This is a genomic window from Arthrobacter sp. 24S4-2 (assembly GCF_005280255.1).
GTDB lineage: Bacteria > Actinomycetota > Actinomycetes > Actinomycetales > Micrococcaceae > Arthrobacter.
The window spans coordinates 2,847,116-2,863,646 of record NZ_CP040018.1 but is presented as its reverse complement, the minus strand read 5'-3'; the positions used below and the strand labels follow the sequence as shown (position 1 = coordinate 2,863,646).

14 protein-coding genes and 1 pseudogene are annotated in these 16,531 nt (G+C 66.0%); 14 read left to right on the top strand and 1 reads right to left on the bottom strand.

From position 1 onward, the window contains the following. The first annotated feature begins 55 nt into the window (after positions 1-55). From FCN77_RS13145 to FCN77_RS13115, 9 genes and pseudogenes are all read left to right on the top strand, one after another. Positions 56-1,456, top strand: a complete 1,401-nt coding sequence (locus FCN77_RS13145) for an MFS transporter (protein ID WP_254678547.1) — start codon at positions 56-58, stop codon at positions 1,454-1,456. 37 nt (positions 1,457-1,493) lie between these two features. Then, positions 1,494-1,688: pseudogene (locus tag FCN77_RS26920) on the top strand (2-dehydro-3-deoxyphosphogluconate aldolase); the annotation flags it as partial. Between the two features lie 77 nt (positions 1,689-1,765). Next, entirely contained in the window at positions 1,766-2,179 is a 414-nt protein-coding gene (locus tag FCN77_RS26915) for a bifunctional 4-hydroxy-2-oxoglutarate aldolase/2-dehydro-3-deoxy-phosphogluconate aldolase (RefSeq protein WP_254678546.1), read from the top strand. Then, the gene (locus FCN77_RS13135) at positions 2,176-3,132 is read left to right on the top strand and encodes a sugar kinase (RefSeq protein WP_137322616.1); all 957 of its coding nucleotides are present in this window, start codon (positions 2,176-2,178) and stop codon (positions 3,130-3,132) included. The genes FCN77_RS26915 and FCN77_RS13135 overlap by 4 nt, the downstream gene beginning before the upstream one ends. Positions 3,133-3,529: 397 nt before the next feature. Then, a complete protein-coding gene (locus FCN77_RS13130) occupies positions 3,530-3,913 on the top strand; it encodes a cupredoxin domain-containing protein (protein ID WP_137322615.1) in 384 nt (127 codons plus the stop codon). Continuing rightward, positions 3,910-4,341, top strand: a complete 432-nt coding sequence (locus tag FCN77_RS13125) for a hypothetical protein (RefSeq protein ID WP_137322614.1) — start codon at positions 3,910-3,912, stop codon at positions 4,339-4,341. The genes FCN77_RS13130 and FCN77_RS13125 overlap by 4 nt, the downstream gene beginning before the upstream one ends. 99 nt (positions 4,342-4,440) lie before the next feature. Further along, on the top strand, positions 4,441-5,238 hold the full coding sequence (locus FCN77_RS13120; RefSeq protein WP_137322613.1) for a CDP-alcohol phosphatidyltransferase family protein: 798 nt from the start codon (positions 4,441-4,443) through the stop codon (positions 5,236-5,238). Then, complete coding sequence (locus FCN77_RS25975) at positions 5,235-5,372, top strand: hypothetical protein (protein WP_175417255.1); 138 nt, start codon at positions 5,235-5,237, stop codon at positions 5,370-5,372. The genes FCN77_RS13120 and FCN77_RS25975 overlap by 4 nt, the downstream gene beginning before the upstream one ends. 211 nt (positions 5,373-5,583) lie before the next feature. Continuing rightward, positions 5,584-5,934, top strand: coding sequence for a DUF3096 domain-containing protein (locus FCN77_RS13115; RefSeq protein ID WP_137322612.1), 351 nt, complete (start codon positions 5,584-5,586; stop codon positions 5,932-5,934). A 117-nt stretch (positions 5,935-6,051) separates the two neighbouring features. Here the strand turns inward: FCN77_RS13115 and FCN77_RS13110 are convergent, their stop codons facing one another. Then, a complete protein-coding gene (locus FCN77_RS13110; protein WP_137322611.1) occupies positions 6,052-6,657 on the bottom strand; it encodes a recombinase family protein in 606 nt (201 codons plus the stop codon). Positions 6,658-7,186: 529 nt separating this feature from the next. On the opposite strand from FCN77_RS13110, the gene FCN77_RS13105 reads away from it, so the two are divergent. From FCN77_RS13105 to FCN77_RS13085, 5 genes are all read left to right on the top strand, one after another. Next, a complete protein-coding gene (locus FCN77_RS13105; RefSeq protein WP_137322610.1) occupies positions 7,187-8,977 on the top strand; it encodes a hypothetical protein in 1,791 nt (596 codons plus the stop codon). After that, positions 8,974-9,891 carry a LamG-like jellyroll fold domain-containing protein gene (locus FCN77_RS13100; protein ID WP_175417254.1) on the top strand — a complete coding sequence of 306 codons (918 nt, stop codon included), beginning with the start codon at positions 8,974-8,976 and terminating at the stop codon, positions 9,889-9,891. The genes FCN77_RS13105 and FCN77_RS13100 overlap by 4 nt, the downstream gene beginning before the upstream one ends. Before the next feature lie 451 nt (positions 9,892-10,342). Next, positions 10,343-12,646 (top strand): hypothetical protein, encoded by a 2,304-nt coding sequence (locus tag FCN77_RS27400; protein WP_137322608.1) that lies wholly within the window; start codon positions 10,343-10,345, stop codon positions 12,644-12,646. Beyond that, on the top strand, positions 12,544-15,963 hold the full coding sequence (locus tag FCN77_RS13090) for an RHS repeat-associated core domain-containing protein (RefSeq protein ID WP_137322607.1): 3,420 nt from the start codon (positions 12,544-12,546) through the stop codon (positions 15,961-15,963). The genes FCN77_RS27400 and FCN77_RS13090 overlap by 103 nt, the downstream gene beginning before the upstream one ends. Next, the gene (locus FCN77_RS13085; protein WP_137322606.1) at positions 15,914-16,459 is read left to right on the top strand and encodes a hypothetical protein; all 546 of its coding nucleotides are present in this window, start codon (positions 15,914-15,916) and stop codon (positions 16,457-16,459) included. Before FCN77_RS13090 ends, FCN77_RS13085 begins: the two co-directional genes overlap by 50 nt. Positions 16,460-16,531: the final 72 nt, after the last annotated feature.

Genomic DNA, 16,531 nt, shown 5'->3' with positions numbered 1-16,531 from the left:
GCCCGGCGGAACGCCAGACCGTCCATGCAGGACATCCATTCAAAGGAGTATGGAAATGACCACGGAAAATCCCCAAGCCACAGCGGTAGACCAGAAGAAGGTGCGGAAGGCGGCCCTGGCAGGCCTGATCGGCACCACGCTTGAACTCTACGATTTCGTCATCTACGGCACGGCCTCGGCACTTGTTTTCAGCCACCTGTTCTTCCCGAACATTTCGCCCGCGGCCGCCCTGCTGGCCAGCTTCAGCACCTTCGCCGTCGGATTCCTCTTCCGGCCGCTCGGCGGGATCTTCTTCTCCCACTTCGGCGACCGGCTCGGCCGCAAATGGGTCCTCGTGGTCACCCTGCTGCTGATGGGCGGCGCCACCCTGGTCATCGGCCTGCTGCCGACGTTCGAACAGGTGGGCGTCCTGGCTCCGGTCCTGCTCTGCGTCTGCCGCGCGGCACAGGGCTTCGGCGCTGGTGCCGAGCAGTCGGGCGGCGCCACCCTGCTGACCGAATCGGCTGCCCCGGGCACCCGAGGTAAGCTCGCGTCCCTGATCATGGTGGGCGCCGCGGCCGGAACCGCCCTGGGGGCCCTGGTCTGGATCGCCGCCCAGTCACTGGCCCCCAACGACATGATGACCTGGGGCTGGAGGCTTGTCTTCCTCTCGAGCATCTTCGTGACCATCGCCGCGCTGGTCATCCGCCGCAAACTGGATGAATCCCCCGTGTTCGAAGAGATCAAGCAGGCCCGCACCGAACCCCCGGCACCGCTCCGCGAAGTGGCGAAGTTCGGCAAAGCCAACGTCCTGCGCGTCATCCTGATGAACTTCGGCGTCAGCACGCAGTCCTACACCATCCAGGTGTTCATGGCGTCATACCTGATCACGGTGGTGGGCACGGATCCCAAGTTCATCCCGCAGGTGCTGCTTATCGGGGCACTCTGCGGCGGCGTTGCCGCCGTCGGCTTCGGCATGCTTTCGGACAAGATCGGACGACGCCGGGTGGTCTCCATCATCACCGGCGCACTGGTCCTCTTCCCAGCCCCGGCCTTCATGCTGCTCACCACCGGTTCGCCTGTCGCCATCATGCTCGTGATCATTGTCGGGTTCATGCTCGCCTGCCAGGGAGTGGTGGGCGTCCACATGAGCTACTTCCCGGAAATCTTCGGCAGCCGCTACCGCTACGCAGGTGTCACGCTCGGCCGTGAGTTCTCCTCCATCATCGGCGGCGGCATCGCACCTATGGTTTGCGCGGCCCTCCTGGCAGTCTTCAGCAACTCCTGGATCCCGGTGGCCATCTACATGTCCCTCGTCATGGCAGTCAGCTTTATCGCCACCCGCCTCTCGCCGGAAACCCTCAACCGCGACCTCACAGATCCGGAGGATGCGCGCCCGCACGGCAACGGAACGGCGCCCGCCGTCGCCGCTGAGTTAGCCGGCGCCGGTCTGACCGACGCCCGCATCGCCAAGTAACCTCCCCCGGCCCCAACCGACTCCGAAGAAGGAACCCATGCTGCGCCTCGAACACCAGGGCACAATCTCCCGTCCGGCCCCATCCGCCATCCTCCGCGACACCAGGGTGGTGGCCGTCCTCCGGGCCACGCACGCCACGGAGTATGCCTCGGTCATCGACGCACTGCAGCAGGGGGGTGTGCTCAGCATCGAACTGACGCTGAGCACACCGGGGGTCTTCGACGAACTCCCCCGCCTCCAGGAACACTTTGGAGAGGGTCTGGAAATCGGCGTCGGGACCGTCACTACGGGGACGAAGCAGAAACGGCCATGGACCTCGGCGCCGCCTACGTCGTCACACCCGTCACCGATACCGACATCGTCGCAGCCTGCGTCCGGCGCGGCGTGCCCGTCTACCCCGGCGGCCTCACCCCCACGGAACTGCATGCCGGCTGGAAACTCGGCGCAACGGCCGTGAAGGTTTTCCCCGCATCCGTGGTGGGCGCAGGCTACGTCGCCCAGCTGCGGGGCCCCTTCCCGGACGTTCAGGTCATCCCCTCCGGCGGGGTAAACATCGAGGACGTCCCGGCCTGGATCAGGGCCGGCGCCCTGGCCGTCAGCCTCGGCGGCCCGCTCCTCGGCGACGCCTTCAGGGGCGGCGACCTGCAGGACCTCACGGCAAGGGCACGGCGCGTCCGCGAACTTGTGGACGAGACCACGGACCAGATGGGCGCGAAGCGGTGAGCGGCTCCCCTGCACCGTACGTCCTGACGTTCGGCGAAACCATGGCCCTGATGCGTGCCGATCAGGTCGGCCCACTGGCCCACGCCTCCACCCTGAGCCTGGGCATCGGCGGCTCCGAATCCAATGTCGCCATCGGCCTGCAACGGCTCGGTGTGCAGTCCGTGTGGTGCGGGCGCGTGGGGGCGGACTCCCTCGGCCAGCTTGTTGAGCGCGAAATCAGGGCCGAAGGTGTGGACGTCCGCATCGCGGTCGACCCCGCGGCCCCCACGGGAGTGATGATCAAGGAACGCCGGACACCGGCCACCCAGAGGGTCAGCTACTACCGTGCCGGCAGCGCCGGGTCGAGACTTTCCCCCGGGGACGTCGACGAACTGCTCATCTCCCAGGCTGCCCTGTTGCACGTCAGCGGCATCACTCCGGCGCTGTCCGGGCAGGCCGCCTCAACGATCAGCTATGCCATCGCTGCGGCCAAGGCCGCCGGTGTGCCGGTCTCTTTCGACCTCAATTTCCGGGCCAATCTCTGGTCACGGGAAGGCGCTGCAGGCGTCTACCGGGACATCATCCCGCTCGCGGACATTGTGTTCGCGGGCGACGATGAAGCCGCGATTGCCGTAGGGGCCGGCGAACCCGAGGACCTTGCGCGACGAATAGCCCACCTGGGCCCAAGCCAGGCTGTCATCAAGCTCGGCGCGGACGGCGCCCTCGCCCTGATCGACGGACAAGTGTTCCGCCTGGAAGCAGTCAGTGTTGAGGATGTGGACACCGTCGGTGCCGGGGACGCATTCGTCGCCGGCTACCTTGCCGAATACGTCAGCGGCCGGAGCCCCGAGGAAAGGCTGCGGACCGGCGCGGCCACCGGCGCGTTCGCCTGCCTCGTGCCAGGCGACTGGGAAGGGTTCCCCCGCCGCCATGAGCTCAGCCTGCTCGAGACCAAGGAACCGGTCAGCCGCTGACCGCGACATTTTCAAGGAGCAAACGGTCCTCGACCGACCAACGCGACCCGAAAGGCCTTCAACTATTAAGCGAGCCCTCAGCCTTGTTGACGGCAGAGCATGGGACGCAGCCGAGCCTACCCGGCACGGAACGCCAGCTGCCTTGGCGCACCAAGTCGAGAGTTTCTCAGTTCCTTCTTAATTGGGTCATGACACAGAGCGAGATTTGGCGTGTGCCCCGTTCTCCGCCGCCCTGGCCTCGTTCTGCGATGCCAACGCATTGGAAGAGGAAAGCGCCTTCAGCCTCGTGGGCGTTTCCGAATGCAAACCACAGGATCATTTCGGCCCGGTGCGCGCAGAATTGTAGGACAAGCAGGGCCTTTGCGGCCCTAAATTCCGGCGTCGAGGACGGTACAACATGAAAGCGATTCGGGCCCGGGCGGCACTACTGCTGATTGCGTCGTTCATATTGGGCGGGTGCGCATCCAACGGCGGAAGTCCCGCGGTGTCCGCGCCCCCGGGGACGACGACGGGAGCGACCACGAGGGCGGCATCGGCAACTATCACCATCAAAGACTTCGAATATGGCGCGCCCATAACGGTCGCGCCGGGCGCTGTCGTTGCTGTCACCAACATGGACGCGGCCGGCCATACTGTCACTGTGGATCAGGGGCAGGCATTTGACGTCGATGTCCGCGGAAGCGGCGGGACAGGGACGTTCACGGCCCCGGTGGAACCGGGTTCCTACGCTTACCACTGCAAGTATCACCCCAACATGCACGGGACGCTGACAGTCAAATGAACATGGCCCTGAGGGTACTAACCGCTCTGGCACTCCTGATCGACGCCGGGGTGCACATCCATCTGGCCCCCGGCTATCAGGCCGCCACTCCTGCCGGGATCGGGCAGGGCAGCCTGTTCCTGCTCGAATCCGCTGCGGCGGTGCTGGCAGCGCTCTATGTCCTGATCCGGGGCAGCAGAGCCTCCTACGCCGCGGCCCTGGCGGTCGGTTTGAGCGCATTCGCGGCGGTGGTGCTCTACCGCTACGTTGATGTTCCTGCCTTCGGCCCCTTCCCTGCGATGTTTGACCCCGTGTGGTTTTTTGAAAAATCCCTCAGCGCGGTAGCCGAAGCATTGGGGAGCCTTCTGGCCGGTATAGGCCTCGCCCGCCTCAGCCCCAAAGGACCGGCCGGCCATCCGCTGAGGTCCGCAGGACAGCGCACCTCCTGACCGAGGCGGTCGGCCACGGGCCACTCAGCTGGGCCATGCACCGGACGCCGGTGCTGGCCCGACGCACGCGCTGTTGTTAGCATGTGGGCGAGGTGGCTCATGGAAAGCAGGACCGCACAGCGCGCTTCGTCGGACGCGCTGGCCGCAGTGGCAGCGTACGGCGTCGCGGGCATCTGGCTCTCCACTGTCTATTCCCCCGGCTTCGGGCAGTCGGTCGGGCTGGCCGGCGGTGCCACGGTCATCGGATGCGCCGCCGCTTCCATCCTGCGGCGCACTCCCCGCTTCACCACGCCCGCCGACCGGATCACCTTGCTGCGGGCAGTCCTGGTGGCCCTTTGCGCCGCGCTGGCCGTGCCAGTGCTGTTCACCGGGCAGCCTCCGGACCCGCTTCTCGTCTTCCTGGGTGCCGCTGCTTTCCTGCTCGACGCAGTAGACGGTCCCGTCGCCCGGCGCACCGGCACGGCCTCTGCGGCGGGAGCACGCCTGGATACCGCTACCGACGCCGCCCTGGTGCTCGTTCTGTCCTGCGCAACGGCGGCCTCCATCGGGCCTTGGACCCTCTGTATCGGTTCCCTCTATTACGTTTTTGGGGCCGCCGCCCAGTTTTGGCCCCACCTTCGGAGCCAACTCCCGACGAACGCAGTGCGTAAGACAATCGGGGCCTTCCAGCCGTTCGCGCTGCTCCTCGCATTGACCCCCGGCATTCCACCGGCCCTTGCGGCCGCGGCACCCGCGCTGGCTCTTCCGCTGCTCATATTCTCCTTCGCCCGCGACGTCATCGAACTGGCTCGAGGAACCACCGTGGGTGCTGACGCGCCCCCTCCTGAGGGTGGCGATGGGCGACAATCTATGTTGTCCGGGCGGCCAATGTCTGGTTTTTCGAGGAGACGTTCATGATTTCACCCGCGCTCATTGTCCTTTCGGCCGTCTTGTCCGGAGGGCTTGTCTTAGCGGCCGTGCGCCTGCTCAGGTGGCAGGTCCGTCCGGCGCTGCTTGGCGGGGGCGGCACGCTAGTGCTGGTGGTCCTTTAGCGGCTCTTTGCCAATGCGGTGGGCGTGAATGATGATTTTCTGCCGGCGGTCAACGGCGGTGATGGCGGGTGCCCGACCGCAGGCAGCCTCCCTCCCGCGGTGGTGGCCGTTCCCGCCATAGCCGGCGCACTGGCCGCGTTTCTTATCAATGTCGTGATCCTGCGAGCGGCGGAGCGGGCCAGAGGAGCGAATTCCTCAAAGGTACCTCCGGGTGGCGGTCACGGTCGCTCTCATCGCTAGCCTGCCCGCGTGCGCGCCGAATGCCACGGACTCGGCCGCCAAGCTACCATTCACCGTCATACGTGATGTTCCGTTGCCGGGGTGCAGTACGCGCCTCGATTATCAGGTGACCGACCCGGCGGCCGACCGACTCTACATCGCGCCCCTGGGCGATGGCACCGTCCACGTCCTCGACCTAATACGAAAGTCGTCGGTGACTCAGGCTGCGGTGGCCGGGGTGATGGTGATGTCGAGGCCGAGGCTGTTGAGTCTTTTGATGGCGTTGTTTTTGGCTTTGATCGGGTCCAGGCGGGTGAAGTGGTCGGCGCCGGGATCGGCGTAGCATTCGCCTTCGGCGAGCAGGTGCCAGGCCGCGGTGAGGATGGCCCGGTACTCCTGTCGGTGTCCCTACCCGACAAGTAACTAGTAAGGGACTTGCACTGGGAGATAGAGGAAGTCGCTAGCCCTGGGTGTTGATCCAGTGTTGTGCTTCGATTCCTGCGATGCGCCGGTACAGGGTGGCCCTGGACATGCCCAGGTCGCGTGCGACCTGGGTGGCTGGTTCGCCGGCTGCGATGAGGCGGCGGGCGTTTTCGATCTGGCTGTCGGTGAATTGGGCGCGTCGGCCGCCGAGATCTTTGCCGGCGGCCCGGCGTTTGCTGACGCTGTCGGTGATCCGTTCCCGCTTGATCTCCAGTTCCATCTGGGCCAGGGCTGCCATGACGGTGAACACCATGCCGCCGATGGGGGTGGCGGTGTCGACGTTGCCGCCGCCCAGGTTCAGCACACGCAGATTGATGCGCCGTGTCCGCAGTTCTTCGGAGAGTCCGAGCATGTTGGCGGTGGAGCGGCCGAGCCGGTCCAAGGTGGTGATGACCAGGGTGTCGCCCTCGTGCAGGGCTTGAAGCGCCGCATCGAATGCCGGCCGGCTGCTCCGGGCGCCGCTTACCCCGTGGTCGGTATACAGGTCATCACGCCGGACCCCGGCGGCCAGAAGGTCCGCTGCCTGCCGGTCGGTGGCCTGCGATTTGGTGGATACGCGGGCGTATCCGATCAGTTTGCCCATACCTGGCCTCGCTTTTGTCTTGCAACAGTGTTTGCCTATGGCCGTTCCGGCCCGTGGTTGTAATACATAGTAGCGAGACAGGGCGAGCCGTGTGTTTGTTGGGTTGCTTTTTTGTCTCGTCGGCTGTCTTGCATCCCACCGCTTGCAAGACGGGCCAGTTTTGGGAGTGCCGGACCGTCTTGCTCGGACACGGGGCTACAAGTCGTTCAGGCCGGGCCGGTGGTTGCGGAGTAAGCGGCGTAATATCGGGCGGGCCCTGTTGTCATGATGAGAGGTTCGGTTGAAACCATTGCGCAGATATTCGGCTTACGTGTAGCTTTCTCTCAGATATCCGTGTTCTGGGGGAACGGTCTATTTTTGGGGATCCCACGCACTCCCTTCTCGTGAAAGTTGTCCCGTGGGTTCTCGGTCTTCGATGCTGTTGCGTGCTGTTTGTGGTTTGTCGGTCGTTGCGGGACTGTTGGCGGCCCCCGGCGCGGCCTGGGCCGGGCCTCAGCCCGCCAGCCTGGGCACAGGAATCACCGGTCCTGTGACGGAGGGCCTGGCCACGGCCGAGGCGGCCCGGGCCGGTGCCGATGTGGTGGTTGACGCGTTGACCACCCCGACCGAGCAGACCGTGGCGCATCCTGACGGGACGTTCACGCGGACAGTGAACGCGGAACCTACCCGCATGCAGACCGCTGCCGGGTGGCAGGATCTTTCCACGGACCTGGTCCAGGCCACCGTCAACGGCCAGCCGGTTCTCAAACCCAGGATGACGCCGGTGGATGTCACGCTCGCGCGCGGCGGCAGCGCGCAGATGGCCAGCGTGGATGACAATCGGGGCCACGCGGTGAAGCAGTCCTGGCCTTTCGGTGCCCTTCCTGAGCCGGTGGTTACGGGCAACACTGCCACCTACCCCGCGGTGTTGCCGGGGGTGGATCTGATCCAGATCAGCCACAAGACCGGTGTGTCCCAGGTGTTGAAGATCGCCACGGCCGAGGCGGCGAAGGATCCGCGGGTGGTGCAAATGCGCATTCTCCTGGACGCGCAGAACGCCACCGTCCAAGCCGAGGCCGACGGTGGTCTTTCCGCAGTAGGCGCGGATACGGGCAAGGCGGAGCTGCGCACAGCCAAAGGCCAGTGGTGGGATTCCTCGCAGCCCGGGGCATCAGCCCTGGACGCCGGTGGGCCCGGGATCACCCGGCCCTTCACCCTGAGCCTGGGCACCGAGAACGGCAAACAGACCCAGGTCCTTGGCATGAACGAAATCCTGAACACCCCGAACCTGCATTACCCGCTGTTCGTGGACCCGGACTGGTCGGTGGGCAGGGCCTCGTACCTGTACGTGGACAGCGCCTACCCGAACACCTCGTATTGGAACGGCCAATACACGGACTCCACCGTCCACGTCGGCTACCTCCCGCCGTACTGGGCGCCCGACGGCGTCTCACACACAACGCGCGGGTATTACCAGTTCGCGACCCAGCCCATGGTGGGCAAAGTCATTCTCGCGGCCCGGATGAACGCCACGGAGACGTGGGCATCTTCGTGCACGGCAACCCCGGTGGATGCGTGGGTCACCGGTGGTGTCGGCACGGGGAACACGTGGAACGCCCAGCCCGGGCTCGTGGCCAAGGTCGACTCGAAAACGATAGCCAAGGGTTACTCTGCAGGCTGCCCGGCCGGGACCGTGGGCTTCGACTTGATGGCGGTCAAGAGCACCCTTGCCCAGGTCGGGCAGTGGACGGTGTCCCTGCGGGCCGGCAACGAGGGCGATCCTTTGGGGTGGAAGCGGTTCAACAATGATGCCTCGGTCATCGTCACCTATGACACCCCGCCGACCACCCCGAATATCTGGACCATCACCAACGCGCTGTGGACGGGGGCGCCGTTCGCGTCCACGTTTGTGACGAGGGACCGGCAGCCGGTTTACACGGTTCACGACAGCGATCCCGATGGCGACGCGGGCGGGCCAATCCAGGTGTGGTTCAGTGTGTTCAAAAGCTCCGGGCAACTCATGTTTTCCACAACGACCCCGGTGACAGTTCCCGGATCCGGTGGATACCCCAGCTGGCAAGGCGGCGTGCTTCCCGACGGAACCTACCAGCTGCAGGCCCAATCGAACGACGGGCAAGGACAAGTCTCCGGGGTGATGCAGTTCAACTTCACGGTGGACACCACGGCCCCTGCCCCGCCCGTGATTACCCCGCCGTCGTCCATTACTCCGATCAACGCAACTACCGGTAAGGACCCGAATGGCACCGTTGGGGTCACGCCATACAGTTTCACGTTGAGCAACAATGGCCCTACCCGGCCAAGGGTTTTATTTATGCGGTGACCGGTGCCGGGACGGCGCCGACCCTGCCGGCTAGTTTCGGCTGCAACACACCACGGTTCGGTGAGTTCGTGGTGGTCTGCCCCGCGGACGGACGGTCTGCGAGCGTCTCCCTCGGGGCGATCGATACCGTGAAGACGCAGTTGACCGTATGGTCTTTTGACTATGCGGGCAACGTCAACACCCAGGTCAAAAGCACCGCAGCCTCCTACTCGTTCACCGCGGACCACACGGCGAACAGCCCGGCCACCGTCCTGTCCACCACTACGTCCGGCGCGGCCTGGGTCGATGTTGAGACCGGCAACCATGTACCGGTGGCAACCCCGACGTGCCAGAGCGATATAGACCCGTTCGCGACCGAAACCAGCAGGGCACTGCAGCTCACCGGCACCACCCAGTCCGCGAGCACCGCATCCTCGGCCGTCAACACCGCCGAGAGCTTCAGCGTGTCCGGCTGGATCTGCCCTACGGCCCCGCCCGGACCAAACGACACAACGATCCAGTCTTTGATAGCGCAAATGGCCGGCACCGGGACCACCGCCGGGGCGTTGCGCCTGGGCACTGCCGGATACGTCGAATTCGACACCTGGACCTCCGCGGGACCGCCGGCCCTGGAGTTTGTCAAACGAAGTCCTGCGCTGGCGGCAAATACCTGGAATTTCGTTTCCGCGGTCTACGACAAGAACAACCAGCAGCTGCGGATTAACGTGACCAGCAGCGGGCTGACCGACACGTGGACGACTGCCACCACCACCCCGAATCATCTTGGGTCCTCGGGCACCCAGCCGGTGCAGCTCGGCGGCGGATTCACGGGCCGCATTCTGGGACCCGTCATGGCCCAAGGCGTCCTCACACCCCAGCAATTCCACAACGCGCAGAACAATTTCGGCAGCAGCACTGAAGGGGTCCTGAAATGAACACGGCCTTCCCGCGCACGAACTCCCTTCGGGCGACGGTCCTGACCGTTGCGGCCGCGGTCGTCACCGCAACCGCAGGATTGTTCGTAATCACCGTCGACCATTCAAGTGGATGGACACCCCACTTGCCCGAGCCCGTCACGGCGGTCCAGGTCAACCCCTGGACCGCAACAGCCCAAGATCCGGCGAGTGGGCGACCCTTCCTGGACGGGGCCAATCCTGCATCCGTTCACGGGGCCGTGACCGGCACTGGCCCCGCGACGGTCACCGGCACCCCCGCACAGGCAAACGGGACCGGGACCGGGCTAGGCGTCAAGGCCGCCAGCTTCACGGGCAGGGCGCCGTTGGCGGCGCCGGTCCAGGGCAACGACAAGGGCTCCGGGGACTTCACCGGACTGCCCGGGGCGTCCTCCGGGACATGGGGGGTCAAGGGTCAGACCGGTGGCTTCACGTGGAGTTACCCCTTCAGCGCCCGGAGCGCCCCTGCGGGGCCGGCCCCTCACTGGCCCTGGCCTATGACTCCTCCACGGTCGACGGGCTGACCAGTTCGACGAACAACCAGGCCTCCGCCGTCGGTGACGGCTGGTCCCTGGCCGGGGTCGGGTCCATCCGGCAGAAATTCGCCCCGTGCGTGGACCAGGGCGTGTCCGGGTCCTACGATCTGTGCGGGGCCACCGGCGGGCAGCAGTTCAGCATCTCTTTCGGTGGACGTTCAGGCCAGGTCATCAAGGACGCCGCCACCGGCACGTACCGGCTGCAGAACGATGACAACACCCGCATCGAATACCTGAGCGCTGCCGGGTCAAACGGCACCTTTGACGGTGGTTACTGGAAACTGACGGATACTTCCGGGACGCAGTATTTCTTCGGCCGGAACCATCTGCCCGGCTGGGCCGCCGGGAAGGCTTCCACGAACTCTGCCGATACGGTCCCGGTCGGGGCGGCGGGCCCGTCCCAGCCCTGTGCTGCCGGGAGTTTCGCCGCGTCCTTGTGCCAGCAGGCCTACGCCTGGAACCTGGACTACGTCCTCGACGTCCAAGGCAACTCCCAGGCCTTCTACTACACCCAGGACACCAACAACTACACCGCCCAGGCCGGGACAGGTGCCCGGCTCAGCTATGTGCGTTCCAGCCGCCTGACCCGGGTGGATTACGGCATGCGCGCCGGCACCGAACTGGACAGCCCCTCCCCGCTGCGCATCGAGCTGGCCTACACGCCCCGCTGCACCGGGGTGGACTGCAGCAAGGGCAACGACGTTCCCACCACCTTCGCCTGCGCGCCGACCGGTGCGTGCACGGTCTACTCACCCACCTTCTACACGGACCAGCGCCTGCTGACCGTCACCACCCGCACCGCGACCAGCCCCACCGCCTACCAGAATGTGGACGTCTGGAACCTGCACCACTCCATGCCGGATCCCGGAGACGGAACGAAACCGGCGTTGTGGCTGGGATCCGTGGACCACCAAGGAGCCAACACGGCCACCGGCACCGGCGGGGCGATCTCGGACCCGGGGGTGATCTTCTCCGGCCAGACCCTGCAGAACCGGGTCTGGGTCGTTGACGGCCTCGCACCCCTTGACCGGTACCGGATCTCCTCGATCAAGACCGTCACCGGGGCCTCGATCGCCGTCACGTACCAGGGCGCCGAATGCACCCCGACCAACCTTCCCGCCGCTCCTGAGACGAACACGAAGCGCTGCTTCCCGCAGTGGTGGACCCCGACCACACCGATCGCCCAACCGGCCCGGATGGACTACTTCCACATCTACCCCGTCGCCTCCGTGGCCACCAACGCCGGACCGGGCGCCACCGGCAGCCTGGACATGCTCACCCGGTACGAATACCAGGGCACACCTGCCTGGAAATACGCCGGACCCAAGTACGTGGCCGGTACCGGCGGCTCCCAGCTGAGCTGGTCCGTGCTCGCCGGATGGGGCAAGGTCAAAACCATCACCGGCAACGCCGCCGTCGCCGGGCAGAACCCCTCCAGCATCACCACCTACCTGCGCGGCCTGGACGGAACCCCGTCGAACGGCAGCGGCGGGACCGTCGCCGCGTCCGTGACCGCCTCCGACGGCACGACCATCACCGATTCCCCCTGGCTTGCAGGGTCCGCGGTCGAAACCCAGAAATTCCTGGGCGAGGCCGGCGCGCAGCTAAGCACCAGCATCAACACCCCTGGGCGTCGTCACCGACCGCGACGGGGGCTGCCGGGACCGGTGCCGCGCAGGCACGCCACACCGGCACCGGGACGGTCAAGAAGATCATTGCCAGCAGCACCGGGACGGGAAAGCGCACCACCACAACCACCAATACCTTCGATGCCCTGGGCCGGAACACAGCCGTGTCCGATTCCGGAGAGACCGGTGGCTCGCCGGGCAGCTGCACCATCACAGCATTCGCGGACAACCCAGGGGCGAATCTTCTGGCCCTGCCGGCAACGACCAGCACCTACGCCGGGCCCTGCACCGGGAACGGGGCACCGGCCGGGAACATCCTCACCGCCGGAGCCACCCTCTACGATGCCTCCACGGCCGCGACCCCCGGAGCACCCGGCTACCAGGCCCCGACCCGGGGCAACCCGGCACGCACGGACACCGCCACCGCCGTCACCGGCACGACCGTCACGACCTGGAAAACCGGACCCACCATGGCCTACGACGGGCTGGGCCGGGCCGTGTCCTCCACCGACAGCACCGCCCGGACCACCTCCACCGCCTACACCCCGGCTACCGGGCTGCCCACCACGGTGACCACCACCAACCCGAAGGGCTGGACCACCACCACCGCGTTCGATGCCATCCGGGGCAACAAGAGCTCCAGCACGGATGAGAACGGGAACGTCACCAGCTACCAGTACGACGCCTCCGGGCGGGTCACCGGCGTCTGGGACCCCATGCGCCCGCAGGCCCTCAACCCCGCCCCGACCCAGGCAACCGCATACACCATCTCCCAGACCGCACCCTCATCGATCATGCACACCAACATCAACGGCAACAGTGAAGCCATGATCAGCTACGACATCTACGACGGCCTCGGACGGGTCCGCCAAACCCAGAAACCCTCACCGGGCGGGGGCACGATCGCCACCGACACCTTCTACAACACCACCGGCGCCAAACGCCTCGTCAACAACGACTACTACTACGCCGCCAACCCCGGCTCCACCCTCATGATCCCCACCGTGGCCGTGCCATCCTCGGACCAGTACGACTACGACGGCGCCGGCCGCCTGGCCACCGCGACGGCCCTGGCCAACGACAACCAGGTGCTCTGGGCCACCAACATCAGCTACACCGGTGCCGACACCACCACAACCACCGGTCCCGGGAACGAATCGGCGGCCAGCACCATCGTCAACACCGAAGGCAACATCGTCTCCCGGCTGATCTACCACGGCACCACCCCCACCGGCACCCCGGACACCACCAGCTACAGCTATGACGCCCTGGGCCGGATGGCCACCATGAAAGACACCGCCGGCAACCAATGGTCCTGGACCCTGGACGCCGCCGGACGGCAAATATCGGCCACGGACCCTGACACCGGCACCGTGAGCACCAGCTACGACCCCTCCGGGCGCGTCGGCACCACAACCGACGCCGCCGGGACCCTGACCAGCTACAGCTACGACACCCTGGACCGGGCGGTCAGCACCAGCGTCACTCCGCAGGGCGGCACCGCCCACACCCTGGCCACGAGCACCTTCGATGGGGAGAAGAAGGGCCAGCTCAGCACCGCGACCCGGTACAACGGCCCCAACTACGACCAGCCCGTCACCACGGCCGTATCCGGCTACAACCCCGCCTACCTGCCCAAAACCACCACCGTGACCCTGCCCGCAGGGCTGACCGGGTACGCCGGGAACTACACCACAACCCGGGGCTACACGAAAACCGGCAACGTCCGCACCGAGGCGAGCCCCGCCATCGGCGGGCTCGCCGCCGAAACCGTCTACTCCTACTACGACTCCTTCGAAAACCCCTCCGCCCTCACCGACGCCGGCTCGGACGTTCTCGCCGGCTCGACCCAATACAGCCACCTGAACCAGATCGCCACCTACCAGCAGTTCGATCCCAATGCCGGCAGCACCACGGCCGACACCACCGGAACAAACCAGATCTACTTCAACTGGGACGCGACCACCGGGCGCCTGGCCAACCAGTCCGCAAGCAACCTTGCCAAAGGCGTCACCGCGGACCTGGGAACCACCAACTACAGCTACACCCCCTCCGGGAAACTCAGCGCCCGGGAACTCTCCTACCCGTCCCGGCCCGGGGCGCCGGATGACTACCAGTGCTACACCTACGACTACGCCAACCGGCTCGCCGCGGTCTGGACCGCGGCGGCGAAGAACTGCAACACCGCCCCCACCCCGGACTCGACGTCGGTCACCGGGCTCGGCGGCCCCGCACCCTACGCCCAGACCTACACCTACACCCCCGCCGGGGACCGATCCACAGTCAAACGATTCGACGCCACCGGGAACCTCGCCACCACCGAAAACTACACCTACCCCGCAGCCGGCCAGCCCGGCCCGCACCGGCTCCAGTCCCTGACCAGCACCCCCGCCACCGGGGCACCCACCACCAACTCCTTCACCTGGGATGCCGCCGGGCGGATGACCGGCCGTGCCGGGGAAACCCTGACCTACACCCCGGACGGGAAACTCGCCACCACCACCGGCACCTCCACCCTCCCGGTGAATCCGAACCCTTCCGCGGCAGCCGGCACGCCGCCGGCCCCCGTGGCCGGGACCGCAGGCAGTATCGGGACCCGGTATTACGACGCCGGCGGGAACCTTGTCGGCATCACCGACGGCACCGGCACCACCGTCACCATCGGCCCGGTCACGGCCCACTCCACCCCGGCAGGGGTCCAAACCGCCACCAAGACCTACACCTTCGCGGGCAAAACCGTGGCCCAACGCACCGCCGCTGCCGGTGCGGTCAAGCTCGCCTTCATCCTCAGCGATGGTGTCGACACCGCCCAGACGATCGTCCAGCCCAGCAGCGTGACAACACCGGTCACGGCCCAAACCCGCTACACCGACCCCATGGGCCTGGCCCGCGGCCCGGCCCAGACCGCAGCGGGCTCCGGCACCTACACCACCGCCCCCGCGGCCACCACTGGGGTGGGGTCCAACGCGGCCAACCCTGCCGGATACGGCGCACCCAACGGCTACATCGGCGGACTCGCAGACACCATCAGCACCCTCACCCACCTCGGTGCCCGCGACCTCGACCCCGTCACCGGAGCATTCACAAGCCCGGACCCGATCCTGAAGCGGAACGAGGCAAAGAACTTCTCCCCCTACGTCTACGGCGAAGCCGACGCCATCAACAACTCCGACCCGTCCGGCCTGATGATCATGAAACCGCAGGTCACCGACGATTCCAGTTCCTGGCACGGAGCCGACGCCAACGTCGGTGTCGCCGCGCCGTACATTCCAGCTGGCCCCTGGGCGCCCGGCTACTACACCCCGCCGGCCTACACCCCGCCGTCCTTCTTCCAAAGAATGTTGGCTCCCTCACGGGATCGACCCAGAACGGCCCCAGCCTCGCCGGTGTCGTCCACAGAGGCCTCAGGCAGCAAAAAGGGTCTATGGAGCCTCGAGGAAACGATAGACGCGATGAACGGGGGCCCGCCCCGCGAAGGCGCCAGCCGTTGGGATAACATCGCCGCGCTTGCCGGAGTGTTCTTCCCGGGCGGCGCAGGCAAAGGGATAGGCGCCGTCGGGGAAGCCTCATTGCTGAATGGCGTTGGCCGCACGTACCCTAAGGTCGTTGATCCGCGTACGGGGGAGGCGATCCTATTCCCGGGGTCAGGTCTGTCCAAGGTGCCCGTATCCCAGAGGGTTCCGTGGGGTGCAAAGGAACGGGGTGCTTACATTAGAAATTGGTACGACCGAGGGTTCGCTACGCCAGAGGGCGGTTGGGCGAAGTATGACATCCATCACATTCAGCCACGTGAGTACGGTGGCACAAACAATTTCGATAATCTGGTACCCGTGTTGCGGGATGTACATCAACAACAATTCAATCCTTGGTGGTCCGGTTATGGTGGCTGACGTTGCAGAAGTTCTTGAATCGTTCCGGGAGTTCGAGGAGCCGAGGGACGGACTAGGCGACAACCCTTTCAAGTTGGGCTGCTCACTGTCCGCGCCGGCCTCGGTGGCGGAAGTTGATGCATGCTGGACGGGTGGGGTGCCGGATGAGCTACGTCTCCTCTGGTCAACGAGCCGAAACTCCCGCCTGTTCGAGGATGTCGACTATGGACAGTGGGGCTTGGTCCTGCTGTCCCCCGAGGATGCGGTGACTCGGACAGCTGAGTTTCGCTCGGCGCGACCGGATGATGCGGCACCGGGAGACATCGTCATCGGCGAGTTCTTAGGCGATCTCGAACTCTTGGTTGTTGCTGAGGATGGGACGGGGGTGCTCGTTGTCCTTCCCCTGGACGTTCGTGGTGACTGGTATCGAGCTGCACCGACTTTGGCTGCCTTTCTACTCCGATATCGAGAGTCACTAGGCGACAAGTACTGGGAAAGCGGCGTATCACCGGCCTGATTACTCTCGCCTAAATCAAGAGACGGGCGCCATCGCGAAAGCATAGTGCAGATGGAAAGCCAGTGAGAGTTT

Coding starts and splice junctions, on each gene's coding strand:
- FCN77_RS25975 (WP_175417255.1), top strand. CDS start 5,235: ATGATTTCACCCGCGCTCATTGTCCTTTCGGCCGTCTTGTCCGGAGGG.
- FCN77_RS13130 (WP_137322615.1), top strand. CDS start 3,530: ATGAAAGCGATTCGGGCCCGGGCGGCACTACTGCTGATTGCGTCGTTC.
- FCN77_RS13145 (WP_254678547.1), top strand. CDS start 56: ATGACCACGGAAAATCCCCAAGCCACAGCGGTAGACCAGAAGAAGGTG.
- FCN77_RS26915 (WP_254678546.1), top strand. CDS start 1,766: ATGGACCTCGGCGCCGCCTACGTCGTCACACCCGTCACCGATACCGAC.
- FCN77_RS13120 (WP_137322613.1), top strand. CDS start 4,441: ATGGAAAGCAGGACCGCACAGCGCGCTTCGTCGGACGCGCTGGCCGCA.
- FCN77_RS13090 (WP_137322607.1), top strand. CDS start 12,544: ATGGCCTACGACGGGCTGGGCCGGGCCGTGTCCTCCACCGACAGCACC.
- FCN77_RS13085 (WP_137322606.1), top strand. CDS start 15,914: ATGTACATCAACAACAATTCAATCCTTGGTGGTCCGGTTATGGTGGCT.
- FCN77_RS13110 (WP_137322611.1), bottom strand. CDS start 6,657: ATGGGCAAACTGATCGGATACGCCCGCGTATCCACCAAATCGCAGGCC.
- FCN77_RS13125 (WP_137322614.1), top strand. CDS start 3,910: ATGAACATGGCCCTGAGGGTACTAACCGCTCTGGCACTCCTGATCGAC.